Source organism: Christiangramia sediminis (assembly GCF_020552705.1).
GTDB classification, from domain to species: domain Bacteria; phylum Bacteroidota; class Bacteroidia; order Flavobacteriales; family Flavobacteriaceae; genus Christiangramia; species Christiangramia sediminis.
The window spans coordinates 74,273-91,331 of record NZ_JAJBZG010000005.1 but is presented as its reverse complement, the minus strand read 5'-3'; the positions used below and the strand labels follow the sequence as shown (position 1 = coordinate 91,331).

12 protein-coding genes are annotated in these 17,059 nt (G+C 37.9%); 6 read left to right on the top strand and 6 right to left on the bottom strand.

Annotated elements, in window-relative coordinates:
* Nucleotides 1-60: 60 nt before the first annotated feature.
* From glgB to LGQ90_RS09740, 3 genes are read right to left on the bottom strand one after another with little or no spacing between them, the layout of a single operon-like run.
* Entirely contained in the window at nucleotides 61-1,968 is a 1,908-nt protein-coding gene (gene glgB, locus LGQ90_RS09750; RefSeq protein WP_229340600.1) for a 1,4-alpha-glucan branching protein GlgB, read from the bottom strand.
* Between the two features lie 9 nt (nucleotides 1,969-1,977).
* The gene (locus LGQ90_RS09745) at nucleotides 1,978-3,624 is read right to left on the bottom strand and encodes a maltokinase N-terminal cap-like domain-containing protein (protein ID WP_229340598.1); all 1,647 of its coding nucleotides are present in this window, start codon (nucleotides 3,622-3,624) and stop codon (nucleotides 1,978-1,980) included.
* A 4-nt stretch (nucleotides 3,625-3,628) separates the two neighbouring features.
* The gene (locus LGQ90_RS09740; protein ID WP_229340596.1) at nucleotides 3,629-5,572 is read right to left on the bottom strand and encodes an alpha-1,4-glucan--maltose-1-phosphate maltosyltransferase; all 1,944 of its coding nucleotides are present in this window, start codon (nucleotides 5,570-5,572) and stop codon (nucleotides 3,629-3,631) included.
* 227 nt (nucleotides 5,573-5,799) lie between these two features.
* Between LGQ90_RS09740 and LGQ90_RS09735 the strand changes: the two genes are divergently transcribed.
* Complete coding sequence (locus LGQ90_RS09735; RefSeq protein WP_229340594.1) at nucleotides 5,800-6,780, top strand: hypothetical protein; 981 nt, start codon at nucleotides 5,800-5,802, stop codon at nucleotides 6,778-6,780.
* 7 nt (nucleotides 6,781-6,787) lie between these two features.
* Here LGQ90_RS09735 and LGQ90_RS09730 read toward each other — a convergent pair whose 3' ends face one another.
* Nucleotides 6,788-7,417, bottom strand: coding sequence for a c-type cytochrome (locus tag LGQ90_RS09730; protein WP_229340592.1), 630 nt, complete (start codon nucleotides 7,415-7,417; stop codon nucleotides 6,788-6,790).
* A 154-nt stretch (nucleotides 7,418-7,571) separates the two neighbouring features.
* Here LGQ90_RS09730 and LGQ90_RS09725 point away from each other — a divergent pair, with 154 nt between their 5' ends.
* Nucleotides 7,572-8,036, top strand: coding sequence for an RNA methyltransferase (locus LGQ90_RS09725; RefSeq protein WP_229340589.1), 465 nt, complete (start codon nucleotides 7,572-7,574; stop codon nucleotides 8,034-8,036).
* Nucleotides 8,037-8,041: 5 nt separating this feature from the next.
* Here the strand turns inward: LGQ90_RS09725 and LGQ90_RS09720 are convergent, their stop codons facing one another.
* Nucleotides 8,042-9,481: a TonB-dependent receptor gene (locus tag LGQ90_RS09720; protein WP_229340587.1), complete on the bottom strand. Its 1,440-nt coding sequence runs from the start codon at nucleotides 9,479-9,481 to the stop codon at nucleotides 8,042-8,044.
* Nucleotides 9,482-9,643: 162 nt separating this feature from the next.
* On the opposite strand from LGQ90_RS09720, the gene LGQ90_RS09715 reads away from it, so the two are divergent.
* Entirely contained in the window at nucleotides 9,644-10,090 is a 447-nt protein-coding gene (locus LGQ90_RS09715) for a VOC family protein (protein ID WP_229340585.1), read from the top strand.
* Here LGQ90_RS09715 and LGQ90_RS09710 read toward each other — a convergent pair.
* Nucleotides 10,087-11,625, bottom strand: a complete 1,539-nt coding sequence (locus LGQ90_RS09710) for a SulP family inorganic anion transporter (RefSeq protein ID WP_229340583.1) — start codon at nucleotides 11,623-11,625, stop codon at nucleotides 10,087-10,089. The genes LGQ90_RS09715 and LGQ90_RS09710 overlap by 4 nt on opposite strands.
* Before the next feature lie 248 nt (nucleotides 11,626-11,873).
* Here LGQ90_RS09710 and era point away from each other — a divergent pair, with 248 nt between their 5' ends.
* The 3 genes from era (at nucleotide 11,874) to LGQ90_RS09695 (ending at nucleotide 17,008) form a co-directional block, all read left to right on the top strand.
* Complete coding sequence (era, locus tag LGQ90_RS09705; RefSeq protein WP_229340581.1) at nucleotides 11,874-12,761, top strand: GTPase Era; 888 nt, start codon at nucleotides 11,874-11,876, stop codon at nucleotides 12,759-12,761.
* Between the two features lie 77 nt (nucleotides 12,762-12,838).
* The gene (gene der / locus LGQ90_RS09700; RefSeq protein ID WP_229340579.1) at nucleotides 12,839-14,143 is read left to right on the top strand and encodes a ribosome biogenesis GTPase Der; all 1,305 of its coding nucleotides are present in this window, start codon (nucleotides 12,839-12,841) and stop codon (nucleotides 14,141-14,143) included.
* A gap of 105 nt (nucleotides 14,144-14,248) precedes the next feature.
* Entirely contained in the window at nucleotides 14,249-17,008 is a 2,760-nt protein-coding gene (locus tag LGQ90_RS09695; RefSeq protein ID WP_229340578.1) for an outer membrane beta-barrel protein, read from the top strand.
* Nucleotides 17,009-17,059 lie beyond the last annotated feature (51 nt).

Here is a 17,059-nt window from a genome sequence, read left to right as displayed (position 1 = left end):
TGCAATCTTTTTTAGCCAGTTACAAAAGAAGTTTATTCCCTTGAATAATTATATGCTTGTTCATAAAATTTCAAAAACAACTGTTCCTAATGGCGGAATGTTTATCTGAGCTGAGTGCTCCCGACCGTGAAATGATTCTTTTTCAATTTTAAGTACTTTGTTTTTTAATCCTGAACCTCCGTATTTCTTATCATCTGAATTGAAAATTTCCTTCAGTTTTCCGCCTGCAGGTAATCCAACACTGTAATTTTTTAAGACGGTGGGGGTGAAATTGCAGACGATCACCAAGGAATTCTTAGGATCTTTGCCGTTTCTAATAAAACTTAAAACGGAGTTCTGACTATCATCATAAGCGATCCACTCAAATCCTTCTGCTGAGAATTGTTTTTCATGAAGGGCAGGCCTGGTCTTATAAAGTTTATTAAGATCTGTAAGAACTTTTTTGATGCCTAGATGAGGTTCATATTCCAGTAAATGCCAGTCTAAACTGGTGTCAAAATTCCATTCTTCATACTGCCCTATTTCAGCTCCCATAAATAGAAGTTTCGCTCCCGGATGGGTAAACATATATGAATAAAGCAGTCTTAAATTGGCAAATCTTTGCCAGTCGTCACCGGGCATTCTTACCAGTAATGATCTCTTACCATACACAACTTCATCGTGACTTAGTGGAAGTACAAAATTTTCGGTAAAGGTATAGGTCATACTAAAGGTAATATCATTTTGATGATGTTGCCTGTAGATAGGGTCTTTCTTAAAATATTCCAGCGTGTCATGCATCCATCCCATCATCCATTTCATTCCAAAACCTAACCCGCCAAGATCTACAGGTTTTGAAACCATCGGGAACGAGGTCGATTCTTCGGCAATGGTCTGCACTCCTTCAAAGCTTTTATAAATTTCAGTATTTAGATCGCGAACAAAGCTAATGGCGTCCAGGTTTTCTCTACCACCATGTTCATTTGGTTCCCATTCTCCATCCCCACGGGAATAATCCAGATAAAGCATAGAAGCTACCGCATCTACTCTTAATCCATCGGCATGATATTTATCCAGCCAGAAAACAGCATTACTTATAAGGAATGATCTTACCTCGTTTCTTCCGTAGTTAAAGATCAAACTTTTCCAATCGGGATGATAACCTTTGCGAGGATCTGGATGTTCGTAAAGGTGTGAGCCGTCAAATTGACCTAAACCATGTTTGTCTTCCGGGAAATGGGAGGGAACCCAGTCCAGTATAACTCCAATCCCGGCTTTGTGAAATGCATCCATTAAATACATGAATTCCTGAGGATCACCAAAACGCGATGTGGGTGCAAAGTACCCGGTTAATTGATATCCCCACGAAGGATCATAAGGATATTCCATAATTGGCATAAACTCTACATGGGTGAATCCGATTTCTTTTACATAGGAAACCAGTTCATCGGCCATTTCAACATAGGTAAGCGATCGATTCTCATCCATATTCTTTCTCCAGGAACCTAAGTGGACCTCGTAGACAGAATAGGGATTATCAAGACCATTTTTGTCCTTTCTGGAAGACATATATTTTTTATCATTCCACTTATAGTCAAGTTCCCAAACGATAGAAGCCGTGTTGGGCGGATGCTCACATTTTAAGGCATAAGGGTCTGCCTTTTCAAGCTTCATATCATTGTTATTGGAATGTATCTTGTATTTATATTTCGATCCTTTTTCAACCCCGGGGATAAAACCCTCCCAGATACCGCTCTCATCCCATCTTACATTTAAGGGATGTTCGCCTTCCATCCAGTAATTAAAATCTCCGATCACTGAGACAGCCTTTGCTGAAGGTGCCCAGACTGCAAAATAAACCCCTTTTTCTCCATCTACTTCCATGATGTGAGCGCCAAATTTTTCATAGAGTCGGTAATGTTTTCCTGCTCTGAAAAGGGATATATCGAAATCTGAAAATAAAGAGTGTACTTTTACTTCTTTCTTCATAGTTGGTTTTTAATTTTTCTTATTCTTTAAAATACTGGAAATACCTCGTAGAGGAATAATGGTCCAGCGAGGCCTTGAATTTAGTTCATAACCAAGTTCATAAACAGCCTTTTCCAGCAGGCAGTAATCCAGTAGAAATTCAATTTCCTGTTTATAACCTATATTCAGGTTTTCAGATTGTACCTTATGTACATATGTTTCCATAAAAACACCAATCATATATTTATAAAGCACTTCGCCGGCATCGAACATATCTTCCTGCGAGGTAGAGAAACTTCCGTCATTATTAAAGATCGTTGAATATATGGCATAATGAAATGATCTGAACATTCCTGCCACATCTTTTAACGGAGGTTGTTTCACTTTTCTGTCCTGAATGGTACTTTCAGGTTCTCCTTCGAAGTCCAGAAGGTAAAAATCATCATGATCTACCAGTACCTGTCCAAGGTGATAATCCCCATGAATTCTAATTCTTTCACTCTTCATCCGGGTCCAGTTGAAATTAAGGAAATGTTCCCTGATCTCTTTTTTCTTGTCCAGAAATTCCTTGGCCAGTTCCAGAGCTTCTCCTTCAAGTTTATGCATATTATTCTCGATAGTATTCAATCTATTCTGAAACATATAAATAAGACGGTTTTTCAGCCATACTGCATAATCTCCATTATATTTTGTGGGGGTAAAGGCCGTATCCTGCATATCACTACCCAGGGCGATATGCATTTCAGCAGTTCTAAGAGCAAGTTTGGAAACTTTTAGAAAGATATTCAAGCCTGCAAAATCAATAATTTCAGGAGGAATAGAATTTATTGGCTGCCTTTGATAAAGCGGAATATCGGGTAGTTTTTTTACTTTGATCTTCTTCTTCTCGAGATTGCTAAAAACCGACTTCAATTCTTCCAACATGTATTTCCACGCATCCCCTTCGTTCTCTATAAGATCCTGCATCAGGGCAAGGGTAATGGTATCCCCGTTATCCAGGGCGAGATTGATACTACCCACGTAGGCAGGGATATTACGGAAAGTGCTCTTTTCTGTTAAAAAACGGCTTATTTCATAGTCGGGATTTTTACTGGTGTATATTCTTCGGAAGAATTTCATGACCAGCTTGTCATTATAAATTATAGAAGTATTGCTTTGTTCACCTCCCATAAATCCTGAAGATTTATACTTTGCAGGTTTCATAGTATCCGATCGGTGAAAAAGGATCTTTTTATGTGCACTCTCTTCCGGATAACCCATGATCCTGTTAAAGACAAGTATTCTAAAATCTTCTATGTGCAAAGCATCTATGAGATGTCCTTGTACAGCATTAAAAGTTACCGGGGCAATAATGGTATTCGTTTCAAGATTTTCCTTATCTCCGGGAATAAAACTAACGGGGATAAAATAATCCTGAAAAAATGCCTCGCTGAAGTTGATCTGGATAAGGACCCCATAAAAAGTATTCTTTTCAGAACTCAGCTTACAGTGGTCCACCACTTCAATATATTTTAATGTACTCGACTTGCCGGCATACCAACGTTTCTTCAGAATATAATCCTCAAGAATCTCTGTACTGAAAGTCTTGATGAATTCCTGGTCCTCAAATGCGGTGTCCCAGGTATTCTTAAACTGAAAATCTGAAGTATTCACGTTAGGTTTTGCCTTCTTTGACATTCTCTTAGTTTTTATGAATTGTAAATAGGTGGAATGGCATTCCCGGATGTAATTCCACGTAGCACCATTCCTGGTCCCAATGGTAAGAATTACCTGTGATTTGATCTTCAACCCTTATTGATTCTCCCTCGTGTAAACCAAGTTCATGTCGTGGCACTTTTACAGAACCCTGCATAGTATAATATGGATCTAAGCTTACGATCATAAGTGTTTGGTTTTCCTTTTCCTGATCATATTTGTAATAAGCCATTAAGGCGTCTTCATGAATTTCGCAAAACTGAATGTTATTGGTTTGCTGCAGGGAAATGTTATTTTTTCTGGCTTCATTGATCTTGGTGATCACGCGCATTAATTTATTTTCTGCTTTCCAGTCCCAGTGGCTTATCTGATATTTTTCGGAATCAAGATATTCCTCTTTTCCGGGTACGGCATCAGAGATCATATATTCGAAAACCGGCCCGTAGATACCTGTATTGGAGCTTAAAGTTGCCGCCAGGAAGTATCTGATCATAAACATGGACTCATTTGCTCCCTGAAGATGATAAGGGTTGATATCTGGCGTATTTGGCCAGAAATTCGGCCTGAAATATTCTTTTAATTCTGTTTTGGTTAACTGGTTTACATATTCTATAAGTTCATGTTTATTGGTTCTCCAGGTAAAGTAAGTGTAAGACTGGGTAAATCCCTGTTTCCCCAACTGTTCCATTATTTTTGGTCTGGCAAATGCTTCTGCCAGAAAAAGTACATCAGGATGCTTTTTCTTTACTTCGGCAATCAACCATCCCCAGAAATAGAATGGTTTGGTATGCGGATTGTCAACTCTAAAAACCTGAATTCCTGCTTCCTCTACCCAGTATAGAACAATGTCCAGAAATTCTTTCCACATTTTCTTCCATTCTTCAGATTCAAAATAGATGGGAAGAATATCCTGGTATTTTTTTGGAGGATTTTCAGCATACTGAATGCTTCCATCCGGTCTCCATTTAAACCAGTTAGGATGTTTTTTTACATAGGGGTGGTCTGGCGCAGCCTGTAGAGCAAAATCCATAGCCACTTCAATGCCCAGGTCTTTTGCTTTTTTTATCAGCGACTTGAAATCTTTTATATTCCCTAATTCTGGATGGATATCTTTATGCCCGCCTTTCTCTGAACCTATTCCCCATGGAGAGCCCACATCATTATTTTCCGCATTAGTAGCATTATTTTTCCCTTTTCGGTTAACCTCGCCTATTGGGTGGATGGGTGGAAAATATAAGGTGTCAAACCCCATTTCTGCCACTCTTGGAAGAATATCTTCACAATCCTTAAAAGTACCGTGCTTCCCTTCTTCTGAAGAAGCCGAACGAGGAAAGAATTCATACCAGGTACTGAATCTTGCTTTTTGCCTGTCTACGTAGATCGGGAATTTCTCCGATTCAAATGGTACAGCTTTATGCGGATATTTTAAAAGTATTTCTTCCAGCTGCGTATCCAGACAAATGCTAACCGCCTCCTCATATTTCCCGGCATCGCTAAAAGCAGCAATGGCACGTTTTACCAGGACAGCCTCTGTTTTAGTGCATTTTTGTAAAACAGGTTTTAAAATTTCAGCACCTTCTAATAATTCTGAAGTTACTTTTTGAGCATCCTCTATTTTTTTTATGATCCCGTGACGCCAGTTGAGTCCATGATCTTCCCAGCCCTGAATGTAATATTCATATTCGCCCTGCTTTTCTACTTTAAATAGACCTTTCCAGATATCGTTTTCGGCTGGGTGCATTCTGGATTCGTTCCAGGTAGGTTTACCGGAATGTTTATAAAATACCGAAGCCTGTATGATATCATGGCCATCTCCAAAAATAACGGCCTGGACATCAACAATTTCATTCACGACTCTTTTTACCGCATAATCACCGCAATTAATAACGGGACTTATATTTTCAATTACAATTCTGCTTTTTTCTAGCATACCAACTTGAAAGTTTAATTTTTTTAATGGTCAGAATCTTAAATTTAATAAACGATTTCTGAAAATCGTATTGATTTCAGAACTTGTTTAATATTTTGACAATTAATTAAGGTTTAGGTGGTTAATTATGCTTATTAATAAAGTTTTTCCTTTGAAATGGGATGGAATTTTAAGAATTTAGTTAGAAGCTCCCGGATAATTTATTCAACCAATCAAATTTTACAGATATGAAAATCAGGAAATTGAGTTTATTTTTTACCAGATTCATTCTATTAATTTTTCTGGGGATATCAATTGTTGCTTGCCAGGATAAAGAGAAGAAAGAAGAAAAGAATGAGGTTCTCTCCGAAAATAAGAAAGAAAATGAGGTTTCTAAAAGCAATATGATAGAGATCGTGACCAACTCTATGGAATTTAAAACCAGAGATCAATTAGAGTCTGGATGGCATACATTTAAGTACAAAAACAAATCAAATGAAACCCATTTTGTGGTCTTTGAAAAATATCCGGAAGGGAAGGGAGTAGAAAATGCAAAATCTGAGATAATACCAGCTTTTCAGGAGGGAATGAATGCGATTATATCAGGCAATCCAGAACAGACTAATGCTGCTTTTGCCAAAATACCAGAATGGTTCCAGGAAGTTGAATTCAGCGGAGGTGTGGGTCTTATTTCTGCTAAAAGTGAGGCTCAGTCTACTTTGTATCTCGAGCCGGGGACTTATATTATAGAATGTTATGTAAAAATGCCGGGAGGTATTTTTCATTCAACTCAAGGTATGATCAAGGAGATTCAGGTAACACCGGGAGATAGTTCTGATGTGAATATTACTGAAGATTACAGCATATCTATTGATGCCAAAACCGGGATTAGTTTTGATGAAAGAGTTTCTCCCGGTAAGAAAACTTTTAAAGTTAAATTTGGAGAACAAAAGATTCATGAAAATTTTTCTAAGCATGATGTGCATTTGGTTTGGGTAGATCAGGGAGCCGATTTATCAGCATTAAATAGCTGGATGAACTGGGCAAATCCAGAAGGATTACAAACCCCGGCGCCGGCAGGATTTAAGTTTTTGGGAGGTATGCAGGAATTAAATGAAGGAGGGACCGGTTACTTCACTGCAGAATTAAAACCGGGTAATTATGCATTGATCTCTGAAATACCAGATTCACAAACTAAAGGCATGCTAAAGACTTTTAAAGTGGAATAAAATTTATTCATTTCGTTTTTAAACTATCCAGTTTATTAGGGGGTATAGGCGGAGGAACCGCATTATTTACCGGTTTTGTACTATGCAAATATTTGAACATAGATTCCAGATCTTCATCAGATAATTTGCCGAAATTTTGCCATGGCATGGGAGGAAGCATCATTCTGCCTCCCTTATCACCTTTAATCTTACCTTCGCGCATCGCTGTTTTAAATCTTTCCATGTTCCAGTTTCCAAGGCCTGTGTCATCAGAAGTTATATTTGCAGCAAAAGAAACTCCCCAGGGGCCAACTGCTGCAGTTAGATCGCCCGTCATTAACATCCAGCCATTTTTTAGCGTTTCTGGATTAAGAGGAGGTAGAGAGTCTCCCGCCTGATGTCCGCTCAAGGCAAGTTCTGGGATCTCTTCCGGGCCCCTTTCCGTCATTCTCTTTGGAGAGTGACAATCATGACATCCAATAGTTTTTACAAGGTATTCACCTCGTTTTATACTATCGTTCATAGTCATTTTCTTTTCTTCCGGAACTTCTTTGTAATCTTTATCATTACATGAAGTTAAAATAAGGAGGAATATTACTAAAAATACAGTCAGGTACTTTCTATTCCCTGTTTCAAATTTTAAAAATGAGTTTCGCATATTGATTAAAAATTGACTGTTAGTTCTTTTTAGCCACTTCAGCTTTTTGAAATACAGCGAAGTAACTGACAAATCTCATTTGAAAGTTGCTAATATGGAATACCTGTAATCAGGTATTTTAGGGATAAAGCACTTAGAATATTACTTTTGCATTATGCAAACAGATAATCTGAAACAGGGTTTTTTTGGAATAGGTATCCAAAACGGTAAGACGCCAGAAAATCTTGGAGTTTTATGGCGTTCGGCTCAAAATATGGGAGCGAGCTTTATTTACACAATTGGGAACCGCTATTCAAAACAAGCCTGTGATACACACAAGGCAGTGGGAGCTATGCCTTATTTTCATTATGATAATTTTGAGGACTTTTATGCTCATTTACCTAAAGGAGCTATGCTGGTGGGGGTAGAACTAACCGAAGATGCACAGCCTTTAGAAAAATTCAAGCACCCGAGGCGTTGCGTTTATTTGTTAGGAGCTGAAGATCATGGCCTCTCTAATGCGGCCATTGAAAAAGCACATTACCTGGTAAAGTTTAAATCTACTTTAAGTTTAAATGTATCTGTTGCGGGAAGTATCGTGATGTATGATCGTGGGATGAAAACTGAGTTTTCCACCTAGAAAATTTAGCTGTGTGAAGCTTTTTCTTCCTGAAAAAGATTCTTTTCCTTGATCATTTTAGCGGTTAATCCCGGAACCATATTTTCCCATTCAGGATTGCCTTCCCGAATCATTTCATATACCTTTCTTGGATGAATATCTAAATATTTCTCTTCGTAGTCTTCAATATCTATCACTTTCCCATTATCTACGAAAAACTTATATAATTCCTTTACTCTTGGATGCACCTTTAAATTTTTGCTGGTAATAATCTCTCCAGTTTTTTCATCTTTTAAGGGATACAGGTAAACTTTTAGGCTTTTAAAGAATAATTTTCCAAAAGCCTCCAGGATTCCACCACTTAGATGGCGATAATATTTCTCATTAAAAATATCAATAAGATTATCCACTCCCATCGCCAGACCAAGTTGCTTTTTAGTGTGTAAGGAAAAGTATTCCACTACTTTATAATATTCCTGAAAATTTGAGATCATAACAGTGTGCCCCGAAGCGCATAACAGATCTGCCCGGTCCAGAAAATCCTTTTCATCTATTTCTCCTTCGGCTTTTAAATTATTTAAAGTCATCTCAAAAATAATGACTGTTTTATCAGGATTTACCTCCTCCTCTTCAAGAAACAGCTTTCGTGCAGAGGTGAACATATTCAGATTCAAATTTGTCACCGGTCTAAAACTTCCTCTCAAGGCCAGAATGTTTTTTTTATACAGGACATTGGCCGGTAATATATTATTCCCTTCCGTAGAAAACATTACCGCCTCTGTGATTCCTTCTTTTACCAGTTCCAGGCTCATTAATCTGTTATCTACATCTTTAAATACCGGTCCCTTAAAATTAATGGAATCGATCTCAATTTTGTCTACACTTAAATGGTCATAAAGTTTTTTAATAAGCTCTTTGGGATTGTCACTCTGGTAGAACGCGGCATAGATCAAATTCACCCCCATTACACCCAGGCTAATTTGCTGTTGAGAAGCATTGTTTTCATGAAACTGAACATGAAGTATGATCTCGCTATAATCTTGTTTAGGCTCACGTTGAAATTTGATGCCCAGCCAGCCGTGACCCTTGTATTTTTTCGCCCAATCTATTGTAGCCACTGTATTGGCATAACTAAAAAAGAGTTTATTGGGATATTTCTTTCGGGAAAGTCGTTGTTCGATGAGCTCAGCCTCATAATCTATCATTCGCTTTAAGCGGGTTTCGGTAACATACCTGTTTTGTGGGTCCAGACCATAGATGGCATCGCTAAAATCCTTGTCATAAGCACTTAAAGTTTTGGCGATAGTTCCCTTAGGATTGCTTGCTCTGAAAAAATGACGAACTGTTTCCTGACCCGCCCCTATTTCAGCGAAAGTCCCGTAGATATTTTCGTTGAGGTTTAGGCGGGTACATTTATTCTGAATAGATAGTATATTCTTAAATTCATCTTCACTAAGCTCAGCCATCTAAAAAAATTTTTATTTTGGTTTCTGAAAGTTAGGAATATTAAATTTTCTGATTGGTCATTTTAAGTAATGTTTAAAAGAAAAATCCAGATTTTAAAGCTTTCCGGACTTAAGTAAAGATTCCTATAAATTACCTATTTTTATTGTTCAAGTTCCTGAATTATGTATAAACTATTTGCACTAAGTTTCTTATTATATTTCACAACCATGATGAATGCGCAAACCAAAGTTGAATTCAATAAAGATCACGATGCCATACAGGTGAAAGATGTAAATGCCTCAGCAAAGTTCTATGCTGAGATTCTTGGATTGAAAGAAATTCCTAATGGAGGTTTGCCAGTGCATATTAGATGGTTTGAACTGGGAAATGAAGTTCAGCTACATCTTATAGAGAGTAAAGAACTGCCTGAAAAGCATAAAGGCGTACATATGGCGCTGAACACTTCTAAGCTTGAAACATTTATGGAATTTTTGAAGAAAAAAGAGATTCCTTTTGAAAACTGGACAGGTGAAAAAGAGATTACTAATACCCGACCAGATGGTATCAAACAGATCTATCTCCAGGACCCTGATGGATACTGGATCGAGATTAATGACAATAAGCTCTAGTGCTTGTCTGCAGCGACCTTGTAATCAGGGTCTTCCAGAATGTTAACTTCTATTATGGCGTCAGCATTTTTCAATAATCTTCGGCAGTCATCGCTCAAATGTCTCAAATGTACTTTTTTACCAACCTTACTATAGCGGTGAGTCACTGCGTTTAAGGCTTCAATGGCCGACATGTCTGAAACCCGGCTATCCTTAAAGTCGATTATGATCTCTTCCGGATCATTTACAGCATCAAATTTCTCTGCAAAGTTAGTGGTAGAGGCAAAGAATAAGGGGCCATATATTTCATAATGCTTCACTCCATTTTCATCAATAAATTTTCTGGCTCTAATTCTTTTGGCGCTTTCCCATGCAAAGAACAATGCAGAAAGTATTACTCCAATTAAAACCGCTAAGGCTAAATTGTGTAGAAGAACTGTTATTACAGCAACTATGATTACCAGGAAAATATCTTTCTTAGGGACTTTATTGAAAATCTTTAAACTGGCCCACTCAAAAGTTCCAATTGCTACCATGATCATTACTCCTACAAGAGCTGCCATTGGTACTTGTTCTATTATTGGAGCACCAAATAAAATAATTGCCAGAATGGTAAAAGCTGCAATTATCCCGGATAATCTAGCTCTGGATCCAGCCGACAGGTTCACTAAGGTTTGAGCGATCATTGGACAGCCACCCATTCCGAAGAAAAATCCATTTAATACGTTTGCGCTCCCTTGTGCAATACATTCTCTGTTACCATTTCCTTTAGTCTCAGTAATTTCATCAACTAGGTTTAAAGTAAGCAAGCCTTCGGTTAATCCAACGGCTGCCATGATCATAGAATATGGTGCGATTAGTTTCAGGGTTTCAAAATTCAATGGAATATTAGGAATATGAAAAGGAGGGAAACCACCACTTACAGAGGCGATATCTTCAACTGTTTTAGTATCTATACCCAGGAAATATACCAATACGAATACGACAATTATGGCAACTAGTGAAGAAGGAACTGCTTTAGTAATCTTTGGGAGCAGTACTACAATCGCAATAGTTAAGGCCACTAAACCGGCCATAATATATAATGAGGTTCCGGTTAGCCATACTATATCGCCATTGACAACGGTCTTAAACTGGTCTAACTGAGACATAAATATGATAATGGCTAAGCCGTTCACAAATCCGAACATTACAGGATGAGGTACTAAACGTATAAACTTTCCAAGCTTAAAAACTCCAATTACAATCTGAATAAGCCCTGCTAGAGCCACTGCAGCAAGAACGTATTCCAGGCCATCAGATTTCATTAAAGCTATTAGAACTATAACCGTCGCGCCGGCACCACCGGAGATCATTCCAGGTCTTCCTCCAAATATTGCCGTGATCAAACCCATTATAAATGAAGCGTATAGTCCCATTAGTGGAGGGAATCCGGCTAGAATAGCGAAAGATAATGACTCAGGGATCATGGTCATTGCCACGGTTAATCCCGCAAGCACTTCCGTTCTATAATTAACCTGTTGTTTGAAGTCGAATAAGTTCAACACTTTTTTCATAATAAGGCTTTTTCAGCTTGATTTTAAGAAGCGGCAAAAATAGTTATTAAAAATAGAAGCGCAAGTCTTTGAATGGGGAGGTTCATATTTTTATTAAATTATGATTTTCAACTACTTATGTTTATTTATTTAGCAATTAAGCACGTAAAAAGTTTAGTTTTGGAAGTAACTGAGTGCCAGTTGTTAGAAATTCAATAAAGATTAGGTCACAGTATCCAAAAAGAAATACCTTTGCAAAAATTATCATTATGGCACATAAGGCCGGATTTGTAAATATTATTGGTAATCCCAACGTGGGAAAATCAACCCTGATGAATGCTTTCGTTGGGGAAAGACTTTCTATTATTACTTCTAAAGCCCAGACTACGCGTCACAGGATTTTAGGAATTGTAAATGGCGAGGATTTTCAGGTCATCTTAAGCGATACGCCGGGAATTATTAAACCGGCTTACGAATTGCAGGCGTCCATGATGGATTTTGTGAAATCTGCTTTTGAAGATGCAGATGTGCTTATTTATATTGTAGAAATAGGAGAACAGGGATTAAAAGATGAAGCATTCTTTAATAAGATCGCACACTCAGAAGTTCCGGTACTCTTGCTTTTGAATAAGATTGATAAATCTAACCAGGAACAATTGGAGGAGCAGGTGAAATACTGGTCTGAAAAAGTTCCTACCGCAGAGATCCATCCAATTTCAGCATTAGAAGGATTTAATGTTTCTGAAGTTTTTAATAGAATTATAGAGTTACTTCCAGAATCACCAGCTTTTTATCCCAAAGATACCCTTACTGATAAACCGGAACGTTTTTTTGTGAATGAGATCATTCGGGAAAAGATCCTAATTCACTATAAAAAGGAGATCCCTTACAGTGTTGAGATCGAAACAGGTGAATTTTTTGAAGAAGAAAATATCATAAGAATGCGTAGCGTGATTATGGTAGAGCGTGAAACCCAAAAAGGCATCATTATAGGTCACAAAGGGGCTGCGCTTAAAAGGGTAGGAGTTGAGGCCAGAAAAGACCTGGAAAAATTCTTCGGTAAACAGGTACACCTGGAATTGTACGTAAAAGTGAATAAAAACTGGCGTAGCGATTCACAACAGCTCCGAAGATTCGGATACAACGATAAAAAATAAACTTTTCAGCATAATACAGAGAGCATGTTAATTTGTTTAAAACCATTAATTTTGCTCCCTGAAATCAATTTATAGTTATGGGCAATATTGTCGCCATTGTGGGTAGACCTAATGTAGGTAAATCAACTTTTTTTAACCGACTTATACAGCGTCGTGAAGCCATTATTGATTCTGTAAGCGGGGTAACCCGTGACAGGCATTACGGTAAATCTGACTGGAATGGAAAGAAATTTTCATTAATAGATACCGGTGGGTATGTAAAAGGTAGCGATGATATCTTTGAAGCTGAAATTGATAAGCAGGTAGAACTGGCCATTGATGAGGCAGATGCTATTATTTTTATTGTTGATGTAGAAAGCGGAGTTACGTCTATGGATGAAGAAGTGGCAAATCTTCTTAGAAGAGTTAACAAACCTGTGCTTCTTGCAGTAAATAAAGTGGATAATAACAAACGTCTGGCTAATGCCGTAGAATTCTATTCGCTTGGTTTGGGTGATTATTTTCCAATCGCCAGTACAAATGGAAGTGGAACCGGAGATCTTTTAGATGCTCTTATTGAGGCTTTACCCGAAATAGAAGAGGAAGAAGAATCTGAATTGCCAAGATTTGCAGTAGTGGGAAGACCAAATGCTGGTAAATCTTCATTTATAAATGCATTGATCGGGGAAGATCGCTATATCGTTACAGATATAGCGGGAACAACCCGTGATTCTATTGATACTAAATATAACAGATACGGATTTGAATTTAACCTTGTGGATACTGCAGGAATCCGAAGAAAAAGTAAGGTAAAGGAAAACCTTGAATTTTACTCGGTAATGCGGTCTGTTCGTGCGATTGAGAATTGTGATGTTTGTCTCGTGGTCTTAGATGCGACCAGAGGTTTTGATGGTCAGGTTCAGAATATCTTCTGGCTGGCACAGAGAAACCATAAGGGGATCGTGATCCTGGTGAACAAATGGGACCTTGTAGATAAGGAAACCAATACCATGAAAGAATATGAAGCGATGATACGTCGTGAGATAGAGCCTTTTACAGATGTGCCTATTATCTTTATTTCAGTATTGACCAAGCAACGTGTTTTCAAAGCGATCGAAACTGCGGTAAAAGTATTTGAAAGCAGGAGCAAGAAAATTAAAACACGCCAGTTAAACGACGTGATGCTACCGATCATTGAAAAAAATCCTCCACCGGCCTATAAAGGAAAGTATGTAAAGATCAAATTCTGTATGCAGTTGCCAACGCCACATCCCCAATTTGCCTTTTTCTGTAACCTTCCTCAGTACGTGCGGGATCCGTATAAAAGGTTTATTGAGAATAAGTTACGACAGGAATTTGATTTTCAGGGAGTACCAATCTCTATATTCTTCAGAAAAAAATAACGGTCTCGGTTAAACTATTACTAGTATTTTGCGTCTTAAGTACAGCCAATAATTTGCTTTAACGGCAGATTATTGGCTTTCATTTTAACCTAATATGCTTACTTAATGCGTTTTATATTAAGTCTGCTGTCAATCTTTATTGCCAGTTTTAGTTATTCCCAGGAATTCCAAATCACCGGAAAAGTCTTGGATGATTCTTCAAATCCTTTAGAGTCTGCTACCATTTATACTGAAAAGCCGGGTGACAGTAGCCTGGTTGTCTATACTATTTCTGAAAAGAATGGTGAATTTATACTGCAGGGAAACACCGCAGCTGAAAAGCTTAATCTTATTGTAAGTTACAATGGATATGCTCCCCATCAACAGGTGGTAAAAATTCAGAAGAGTATCGTTCTTGATGATATTCAGCTTCAACTTATGGATAACGCACTTGATGAGGTCACTCTTACCGCTAGCCGAGCTCCAATTACTATAAAGAAAGATACCCTGGAGTTTAATGCTGGTTCTTTCGATACCAGGCAGGATGCAAATCTGGAAGAATTAATGAAGAAGCTGCCGGGAGTTGAGGTAGATTCAGACGGAAATATAACAGTAAATGGAAAACCCGTTTCCCGTATTCTCGTAAATGGGAAGGAATTCTTCGGAAATGATCCAAAGATCGCTACAAAAAACCTTCCGAAGGAGATCATAGATAAAATTCAGGTGACCGATACCAAGACCAAAAGTGAAGAATTCACGGGAAAGGCCGGGGATCCTGATAATAAAACCATTAATATCGAGCTGAAAGAAGATAAGAATAAAGGATATTTTTCTCGATTAACTGCCGGTGGAGGTACAGACGATCGTTACGAGCTTAGCGGGATTGGCAATTATTTTAAGGATGATCTTAGGCTAAGTGTTTTAGCGAGTTCCAATAATATCAATAGTTCAGGCTTTAGTTTTGATGAAGTTTTTGATATGATGGGCGGGAACGCAAGAACTATAAGATTTAATAGCAATGGCTCTTTTAGTATTAACGGAAATGGTTTTGGCAGTAGTAACGGAATTACAAAATCTGAAACAGCCGGCTTTAATTTTGTGAATGAATGGGATAATGATATGGAATTAAGTACCGATTATTTCTACGGAAGAAATGATACGGAAACCAGGACCAGGGTGGAGCGTGAAAATATACTTCCAGATTCCAGATATTTCACAAATTCCCTTAGCTCCAGTAATCTTATTAATGACAGTCACAGAGCAAACCTGCGTTATGAAGTAGAATTTGACACGCTTACGAAACTTTCCATCGCTCCACGATTTAATGCGAATATTGGAACTTCCTTTAGAGATCGTCAGGAAGAAACTTTAGATGAGAATATGAATTTGCAGAATACTTCTAATGTAGACGAAATGGAAGAATTGACCAGTGCAGATTTTTCAAATAATGTCGATTTTATAAAACGCTTTGGCAGCCGTGGTTCTTACCTTCAACTGGACCTGGACCATTCACATTCTAAACAGGAAAATGAGAATATTTATTTCTCACAAAGTACTTTCATAAATACTCCTGAAAATAATATGATTCAGGATCAGCTGATAGATCAGGATGAAAATTCAAATTCTTTTGGGGCTGGAATTTCCAAGAGAAGTGTACTCGCCGAAAAGTTATTCCTGGATCTTAATTATGATTTTTCAACTTCAAAAAGCCGTAACACCAGAAATGTCTTTGATGCGGTGGACGGAAATTATACAAATTTCAATGAGCTCCTAAGTAATGATTTTGAAGTAAAAAGTTATACGCATACTCCGAACGCCGCTATAAATTATGAAGGAGAAGTATGGAGGATAGATACTGAAATTGGCCTTTTAAGCACCAGTCTTAAAACTGAAAACTTTATTGATGAGGTCAGCTTTGATAATACCTATAATAATATTTTTGTAGATGCCGATATTCGATATTCTATTGAGCGGTCTAAGAGCATAAGCCTGGGATATAGTACAAACGCCGATGTGCCATCGGTGAGGCAGTTACAACCGGTAGAAGACCGCACCAATCCTCTCAATATCATCGTAGGTAATCCTGAATTGAAGCCAACTTTTAACCAGCGGATAAACTTTAATTTCAGAAACTTTGACTTTGCTACCCGTAGCGGCTTTTTTGGTTATATGTATGCCAATTTCACAAATAACCAGGTGGTAGCTACCAGTAGTGTAGAAGATTTTGTAAGAACAACTACCTATACCAACGTAGATGGGGTGGTAAACGGTAATCTGGGAGGCTCTTACAGCAAAACTTTTAAAAAGGATGCCCGGGAGCTCCGTTTGCGTTTACGAATGAATACGGGTTATAATCGAAATGTTGGTTTTATAAACGCGGTGAAATATAAATCTGATCAATTCAATCTGAGCCCTGGATTTCAAATGACCTATGCTATAGATGAGGTATTGGAGATCAATCCCGGTTATACGCTCAACTATAATGATATCACCTACGATATAAATAGCGGAAGAGACCAAAGCTATACGAATCACACCTTATCTTTAGAGACTACTACTTACTGGCCAGAAAATGTGGTTTTCGGTAATGATATTTCTTACAATCAATTTGGAAATGTAGCTCCGGGATTCGATAATACTTCGTTGCTTTGGAATATGAGTCTGGGATATCAGTTCTTAAAAGATAATGCCACCCTTAAGGTAAAGGTATATGATCTCCTGGATCAAAATGTGGATACAAGGCGACTTGTTGGTGACGACTATATTCAGGATGTCAATAATCTTGTGTTACAAAGATATGCGATGCTGAGTTTTACCTATAAGCTGAGTAGTTTTGGCGGCGGGAAGGCGCCTCCGCGCAGAGGAAATGGAATCATAAGAATGTAAAAAAAATGTTTGGGTCCTTTTTTATGAATACAAATTTTTTAGGCTAATTCA

Excerpts from the sequence above, each read along its gene's own strand:
- glgB (WP_229340600.1), bottom strand. The coding sequence starts at position 1,968 with ATGAAGAAAGAAGTAAAAGTACACTCTTTATTTTCAGATTTCGATATA.
- LGQ90_RS09745 (WP_229340598.1), bottom strand. The coding sequence starts at position 3,624 with ATGTCAAAGAAGGCAAAACCTAACGTGAATACTTCAGATTTTCAGTTT.
- LGQ90_RS09740 (WP_229340596.1), bottom strand. The coding sequence starts at position 5,572 with ATGCTAGAAAAAAGCAGAATTGTAATTGAAAATATAAGTCCCGTTATT.
- LGQ90_RS09735 (WP_229340594.1), top strand. The coding sequence starts at position 5,800 with ATGAAAATCAGGAAATTGAGTTTATTTTTTACCAGATTCATTCTATTA.
- LGQ90_RS09730 (WP_229340592.1), bottom strand. The coding sequence starts at position 7,417 with ATGCGAAACTCATTTTTAAAATTTGAAACAGGGAATAGAAAGTACCTG.
- LGQ90_RS09725 (WP_229340589.1), top strand. The coding sequence starts at position 7,572 with ATGCAAACAGATAATCTGAAACAGGGTTTTTTTGGAATAGGTATCCAA.
- LGQ90_RS09720 (WP_229340587.1), bottom strand. The coding sequence starts at position 9,481 with ATGGCTGAGCTTAGTGAAGATGAATTTAAGAATATACTATCTATTCAG.
- LGQ90_RS09715 (WP_229340585.1), top strand. The coding sequence starts at position 9,644 with ATGTATAAACTATTTGCACTAAGTTTCTTATTATATTTCACAACCATG.
- LGQ90_RS09710 (WP_229340583.1), bottom strand. The coding sequence starts at position 11,625 with ATGAAAAAAGTGTTGAACTTATTCGACTTCAAACAACAGGTTAATTAT.
- era (WP_229340581.1), top strand. The coding sequence starts at position 11,874 with ATGGCACATAAGGCCGGATTTGTAAATATTATTGGTAATCCCAACGTG.
- der (WP_229340579.1), top strand. The coding sequence starts at position 12,839 with ATGGGCAATATTGTCGCCATTGTGGGTAGACCTAATGTAGGTAAATCA.
- LGQ90_RS09695 (WP_229340578.1), top strand. The coding sequence starts at position 14,249 with ATGCGTTTTATATTAAGTCTGCTGTCAATCTTTATTGCCAGTTTTAGT.